This is a genomic window from Megalodesulfovibrio paquesii (genome assembly GCF_054653055.1).
This window is the reverse complement of the sequence record NZ_BAAIGQ010000003.1, coordinates 92,915-99,047: the sequence shown is the minus strand read 5'-3', so window position 1 is coordinate 99,047 and position 6,133 is coordinate 92,915. Positions and strand designations below refer to the sequence as shown.

The window sequence follows — 6,133 nt, the reverse complement described above, 5'->3', positions numbered from 1 at the left end:
CATCCTGGCAAAGGGCACCGCGTTTTCGTGAATGGCCAGGGAGGAGAGCCCGTCGGCAATGGTCAGGGAGAGGTCGCACTGTTCGCGCCGGGCCTCCAGCAGGTCGCGGGAGGTGTGGCTGAGGGCGCGGCCCTTGTCCGGCCGGGTCAGATACTCACTGCGATCGGCCACGGCGGAGTGCAGTTCGAGGCAGGGAATGCCGGCAGCGAGGAGCGCGGCAAGAATCTCCTGGCTGCGAAAGGGCGTGAGCACCGCATCGCGGGCCCGGGCATGGTCCAGCTTGAAACGCAGGGTCTCGGCCAGGGGCAGGCTGGCCCCGCAGCGGCCCAGGGCGATGCGCGCGTCCGTGAACTGCCTGAGCCCGTCCCAGGGATCAAAAACCACGCCAGAGCTTGTGCGAGAACCAGGGGCAGGGGAGGGGGATTTGGTCTGGACCATGCGGCGCTCCGGTCAGTTGAGGCCATCGGAAATGGCCAGCAGGCGGTTCGAGGCGCCCACGGGCAGCAGCAGTCCCTGTTCGTCAAACACGCCCACGGATTCCAGCCAGGCCGCGAATTCCGGCGCGGGCCTGAGGCCGAGCAGCCGGCGGATGTATGCGGCATCGTGAAAGGAAGTGGACTGGTAATTGAGCATGATGTCATCCGCACCGGGAATGCCCATGATGTAGGTGCAGCCTGCGGTGGCCAGAAGGGTCAGCAGGGCGTCCATGTCGTCCTGGTCGGCCTCGGCGTGGTTGGTGTAGCAGACGTCGCAGCCCATGGGCAGGCCCAGGAGTTTGCCGCAGCAGTGGTCCTCCAGCCCGGCGCGCAATATCTGCTTGCCGTTGTACAGATATTCCGGGCCAATAAAGCCAACGACCGTATTCACCAGCAGCGGTTCGAATCGCCGGGCCACGGCATACGCGCGGACTTCCAGGGTCTGTTGATCCACCCCGTGATGCGCCCCGGCCGAGAGCGCGCTGCCCTGGCCAGTCTCAAAATACATGACATTGTCGCCCAAGGTGCCGCGCTTGAGGGAGCGTGTGGCCTCCAGCCCTTCCTGCAGCAGGGCCAGGGAGATGCCGAAGCTGGCGTTGGCCTTTTCCGTGCCGGCAATGGACTGGAAGCACAGATCCACGGGCGCGCCGCGGTTGATGGCCTCCACGGTGGTGGTCACATGGGTCAGCACGCAGCTTTGGGTGGGGATGCCGAAACGGTGAATCAGCCCGTCAAACAGTTCGGACAGGCGGATGATATTGTCCAGACTATCCGTGGCCGGGTTGATGCCGATGACGGCGTCGCCGCAGCCATAGCACAGGCCGTCCAGGGTGGAGGCGGCCACGCCCTTGAGGTCATCCGTGGGATGATTGGGCTGCAGGCGCACGGAAAAGGTGCCGGGCAGGCCGATGGTATTGCGAAATTTCGTGATCACGCGGCACTTGGAGGCCACGAGGATGAGATCCTGCACCCGCATGAGCTTGCTCACTGCGGCCACCATTTCCGGCGTCAGCCCCGGGGCCAGGGCGGCCAGGGTGTCGGCATCCGCGGCTTCGGTCAGCAGCCAGTCCCGCAGCTGCCCCACGGTAAAGGAGCGGACTGGCGCAAAGGCGGCGGCATCATGGGTGTCGATGATCAGCCGGGTGACTTCGTCTTCCTCATAGGGGATGAGGCATTCCTCGAGAAAGCGGGTCAGGGGCACGTCGGCCAGGGCCATCTGGGCGCGGATGCGTTCCTCTTCAGAGGCTGCGGCAACGCCGGCCAGCACGTCCCCGGAGCGCAGGGGGGTGGCCTTGGCCATGAGTTCCTTGAGCGAGGGGCGGGGAGTGGTGGTCATGGGCAGGTGTGGGGTGTGGCCGGGGGAGGGGTTGCCATCCCCCGGCCGGTGTGGTCGGGTCGTTACTTGGCGTAATACACGTCGGGCAGCCAGGTGGCGATTTCCGGGAAGATCATAATCAGCGCCAGGCCGAGGGTCATGACGATGACCATTGGCACGATGGACGCGTAAATGTCCACCAGCGAGATTTCCGGCGGGGCCATGGCTTTCATCAGGAAGAGGTTGTAGCCAAAGGGCGGGGTCATGTAGGCGATCTGGCAGGTGATGGTGTACAGCACGCCGTACCAGACCGGGTTGAAGCCCAGGGAGATGATCAGCGGGATGTACAACGGCGCCACGATGACCAGCATGGCCGTATCATCCAGGAACATGCCCATGATGATGTAGGAAATCTGCATCATGATCAGCACGCCCCAGGGCGAGAGGCCCCACTGCTCCAGGAAGATGGACTTGATGGCGTTCACCGCGCCCAGGCCATCGAACACCGCGCCAAAGCTCAGGGCGGCCATGATGATCCACATGAACATACAGCTGACGCTCAGCGTGTTCATGAGGGATTCCTGCATCACTTTTTTGTTCAGCCGGCGCTTGCAGGCCGCGGCAATCATGGCTGCAGCCGCGCCCACGGCCGAGCTTTCCACCAGGTTCGTGTAGCCCATCATGAACAGGCCAGTGACGGAAAAGATGATGAACAGTGGCAGGATGCCGGCCGGCAGCAGCTTGAGCTTGTCTTTCAGGGGAATCTGGCGTTCTTCCGCGGCCAGGGGCGGGCCCATCTTGGGATTCAGCTTGCAGCGGATGACGATGTACAAGGCAAACAGCGCGGCCAGCAGCAGCCCGGGAAACACGCCAGCCAGCCAGAGCTGCCCCACGGGCTGGCGGGCAATCATGCCGTACAGCACCAGGACGATGCTGGGCGGGATCATGATGCCCAGGGAGCTGCCGGCCTGGATCACGCCGGAGATCATGCGCTTGTCGTAGCCGCGCTTGAGCATTTCCGGCAGGGCAATGCTGCTGCCAATGGCCATGCCGGCCACGGAAAGGCCATTCATGGCCGAGATGGCCACCATAAGCACAATGGTCCCCAGGGCCAGCCCGCCGGGGATGGGCCCCATGAACACATGGAACATCTTGTACAAATCGCTGGCAATGCCGGATTCGGACATGATGTAGCCCATGAAGACAAACAATGGCAGGGTGATGAGCGGGTACCAGTTCAACAGCACGATGGAGGCATTGAAGGGCATTTCCGCCCCGCCGTCGCCCCAGAGCAGCAGGGAGGCCACCGCGGCCACAAAGCCCACGGCGCCAAAGAAGCGCTGCCCCGTGATCAGCAGCATCACGAGGGAGGAAAACATCATCAGGGCGATTATTTCGTAGCTCATTTCAATTCCTCGCCGCGCACTTTGGCCATGTCCTTGAAGAAGGTGGCAATGGCCTGCAGGAGCATCAGCACAATCCCGATGCACATGACAATTTTAATGGGCGCCAGGGGGGGGGCCCAGGCAGTGCGGCTGTGCTGGCCGTATTCCAGGGAATAGGCCGTGCTGGAAATGCCGCCGTACAAGAGGACGATGAGATAAAAAATCATGCACCAGATGGTGAATCTATCCACCTTGGCTTTTGTTTTGGTGAACCACCGGCTGTACAACACGTCCATGCGCACGTGCGCACGCTGCAGCAGGGAGAAGCCCCCGCCGAGCATAAAGTACGCGGCCATGGTGTATTGTGCCGATTCCATGGTCCAGATATGCGGCGCATTGAAAAACGCCCGCGAAATGGTCTCGCACAACAGAATGCCCATCATCAGAAACACGAGCAGCATGGAAAATTTACCGACGATGGTGTTGAGCTTGTCCACAAAACGCACGTAGGCACGAATGGCGGGTGACAAGGCAAGCCTCCTCAAAAAAACAGTAATGGCGGCCCCATGCAAAAAAACAGCAGGAGGCCGCCCGGCATCAGTGGTGGTTAGTAGCGGTACGGCTTGCCGGCCTTGCGCATGACTTCCGCATATTGCTTGAGAATGCCCACAATCTTGGCGCTGCGGGCGCTCTTGGCGGCAATTTCATCCCAGAACTTGAAGGCTTCCGCTTCCACGGTGGCCCATTCGGCGTCCGGGATGGAGGTCAGTTCCAGCTTGCCACCAGTGGTGCGGTAATGGGCCTCGCCCCACCAGTACCAATGCAGGCGGTAGTAGTTGGAGCTGTCCATGCAGAGGTTGAAGAGGGTCTTGAGATGCTCGGGCAGGGCGTTCCACTTTTCGGAATTGGCAAAGTAGGAGCCCGCCCAGGCGCCGGAAATGTTGTTGGTGAGGTAATATTTGGTCACGTCCGCCCAGCCCACGGTGTAGCACTCCGTAATGCCGGACCAGCACACGCCGTCGAGTTCGCCAGTCTGCAAGGCCACCTGCACATCTTCATACGGCAGGGTCACGGGCACCACGCCAAAGCGCTGCAGGAACCGGCCGCCCGTGGGGAAGGTGTACACGCGCTTGCCCTTGAGATCCTCAATGCTGCGGATGGGCATGCGGGTGGCAAAGTTGCAGGGGTCCCAGGCGCCAGCGCCAAGCCAGGTCACGCCTTCCACTTCCTTGTAGGCTTCTTCCCAGATTTCCTTGAGCCCGTAGTTGTTGAAGAGGGTGGGCACGTCCAGGGAATACCGGGTGGCAAAGGGGAAATAGGCCGCAAAGACGGAAACATCCACGGGCGCGCCGATGGAGTCGTCATCGCTCTGCACGGCGTCGATGGTGCCGCGCTGCATGGCGCGGAAGAGTTCGCTGGTGGGCACGAGCTGGTCGGCATTGTACAGCTCAATGACCATCTCGCCCTTGGCGGCTTTGTTGAACGCATCGATGGAGGGCTTGATGACGTGTTCGGCCAGGGCCGGGCCGGCATAGGTCTGCAGCCGCCACTTGATGGTGGTCTTGGACTGGGCATGCACGAACGGCGCATTGACCACGGTGGCAGCTGCGGCGGCAGTGGCGCCTATGCCAGCTTTTTTAATAAAATCACGTCTTTCCATCATCCACTCCTTATAGTGATGCGGTTATGTTGAGCGCGTCAGCGCAACGTTTGACAACGTTGTGTTGCCCGACACGCAGTCTTTGACACCAGACTGTTTCTGCGCCGGATACAGCTGGCCGGCCCGAAGCAGGGCACCAAGGGCTTGCATGGGGCGAGAGCGTACAAGCAAGTCGCATGCCTGAAAAAAAAGATGTGATATTTAACGATGTCAACGGATTGGTGCAGCAGGCGGCGGGTTTTCAGTGACAAATTTGGCAAAAAAATTCGCCTTGAGCCGCGTGGCGCGGAAAAGGCTTTGCCAATTTTGTAGCATAGAAACTCTCTCGAAATCATTCAGAATACACGGCGGCCTCGATCCTGCCAAGCTGGGGCATGCCCCGAGCATGCTTAAAAAAATGTGCAATACCTGGGAAATATCCGAACGCTGCCGCCAGCGCAGCTCCCGCCAGTCCTGACAGGGCGAGGGTGCCTCCCTCCGCTGTGGTGACGTTTCTGCCAAAAACGGAAACTCACGCTTTGGACTGCGCCGGACAGTGTCCCTTGGCGGGGACGGCAGCCAAAAGGGCTGCCCGTGGTGGGTGGCTGCGTCTGGAACGGTGCTGAGGGACCTTGACTTCAAGAGACGACCGGTCTAGTCAATAGCCATGCTACCACACCCGCAGCCAAGGTCCATGCCTGCAGGCAACGAAGGCACCAGGGAGCGCATCCTGGCTGCCGCCGCCGCCATCATGCACCGCAAGGGGTTCCAGGGGACCGGGCTCAAGGAAATACTGGAAGCGGTCCATGTTCCCAAGGGCTCTTTTTATCATCACTTCCCAAGCAAGGAGGCCCTGGGCCTGGCTGTCCTGGACTACCAGGGCGAGTTGCTGCGCAGGAAGTTCCACTCCCTGGCTGACGTCCCCTCTCTTCCGCCCCTCATGCGGCTGCGCAGGCTCTTTGAGGGCCTGCGCGACGAATTTGCCCTGAACGGCTATCGCCTCGGTTGTCCCGTGGGAAATCTGGCCCAGGAGATGGCCGACCTCTCCGAACCCTTCCGCCTGCGCATTGCCGCCGGCTTTGAACACCGGGTCAGCTGGCTGGCCGGCCTCATCGCCGAAGGCCAGCAACTCGGAGAGATCGATCCCAGTCTGGACAGCGTTGAGGCCGCCCGCTTTCTCTTCGCCAGCTGGCAGGGGACGCTGACCTGCATGAAGGTCACCGGGGATGACGGTCCCCTGGAAATCTTTCTGCACACCGCCTTTGCGTGGCTTGCCCGCCGTAGCGCGGAGCCGGCCTCTGGCTGATTGTTCCCAAGG

6 protein-coding genes are annotated in these 6,133 nt (G+C 61.5%); 1 reads left to right on the top strand and 5 read right to left on the bottom strand.

All coding sequences use genetic code 11. The features are described 5' to 3' along the window. The 5 genes from ACYQ00_RS02635 to ACYQ00_RS02615 form a co-directional block, all read right to left on the bottom strand. A partial coding sequence (locus ACYQ00_RS02635) for an ethanolamine ammonia-lyase light chain EutC (RefSeq protein WP_460030663.1) occupies positions 1 to 438 on the bottom strand: 438 nt, incomplete at its 3' end. A 12-nt stretch (positions 439 to 450) separates the two neighbouring features. Beyond that, entirely contained in the window at positions 451 to 1,812 is a 1,362-nt protein-coding gene (locus ACYQ00_RS02630; RefSeq protein WP_460030662.1) for an ethanolamine ammonia-lyase subunit EutB, read from the bottom strand. Positions 1,813 to 1,874: 62 nt separating this feature from the next. Beyond that, the gene (locus tag ACYQ00_RS02625; RefSeq protein WP_460030661.1) at positions 1,875 to 3,197 is read right to left on the bottom strand and encodes a TRAP transporter large permease; all 1,323 of its coding nucleotides are present in this window, start codon (positions 3,195 to 3,197) and stop codon (positions 1,875 to 1,877) included. Further along, entirely contained in the window at positions 3,194 to 3,706 is a 513-nt protein-coding gene (locus ACYQ00_RS02620; RefSeq protein WP_460030660.1) for a TRAP transporter small permease subunit, read from the bottom strand. Before ACYQ00_RS02620 ends, ACYQ00_RS02625 begins: the two co-directional genes overlap by 4 nt. A 77-nt stretch (positions 3,707 to 3,783) precedes the next feature. After that, a complete protein-coding gene (locus tag ACYQ00_RS02615) occupies positions 3,784 to 4,839 on the bottom strand; it encodes a TRAP transporter substrate-binding protein (protein ID WP_460030659.1) in 1,056 nt (351 codons plus the stop codon). Between the two features lie 670 nt (positions 4,840 to 5,509). On the opposite strand from ACYQ00_RS02615, the gene ACYQ00_RS02610 reads away from it, so the two are divergent. Next, complete coding sequence (locus ACYQ00_RS02610; protein ID WP_460030658.1) at positions 5,510 to 6,121, top strand: TetR/AcrR family transcriptional regulator; 612 nt, start codon at positions 5,510 to 5,512, stop codon at positions 6,119 to 6,121. The last annotated feature ends 12 nt before the right edge of the window (positions 6,122 to 6,133 follow it).

Bases quoted from the DNA above. Each gene is read 5' to 3' on its own strand.
- ACYQ00_RS02630 (WP_460030662.1), bottom strand. From the start codon at position 1,812: ATGACCACCACTCCCCGCCCCTCGCTCAAGGAACTCATGGCCAAGGCC.
- ACYQ00_RS02625 (WP_460030661.1), bottom strand. From the start codon at position 3,197: ATGAGCTACGAAATAATCGCCCTGATGATGTTTTCCTCCCTCGTGATG.
- ACYQ00_RS02615 (WP_460030659.1), bottom strand. From the start codon at position 4,839: ATGATGGAAAGACGTGATTTTATTAAAAAAGCTGGCATAGGCGCCACT.
- ACYQ00_RS02610 (WP_460030658.1), top strand. From the start codon at position 5,510: ATGCCTGCAGGCAACGAAGGCACCAGGGAGCGCATCCTGGCTGCCGCC.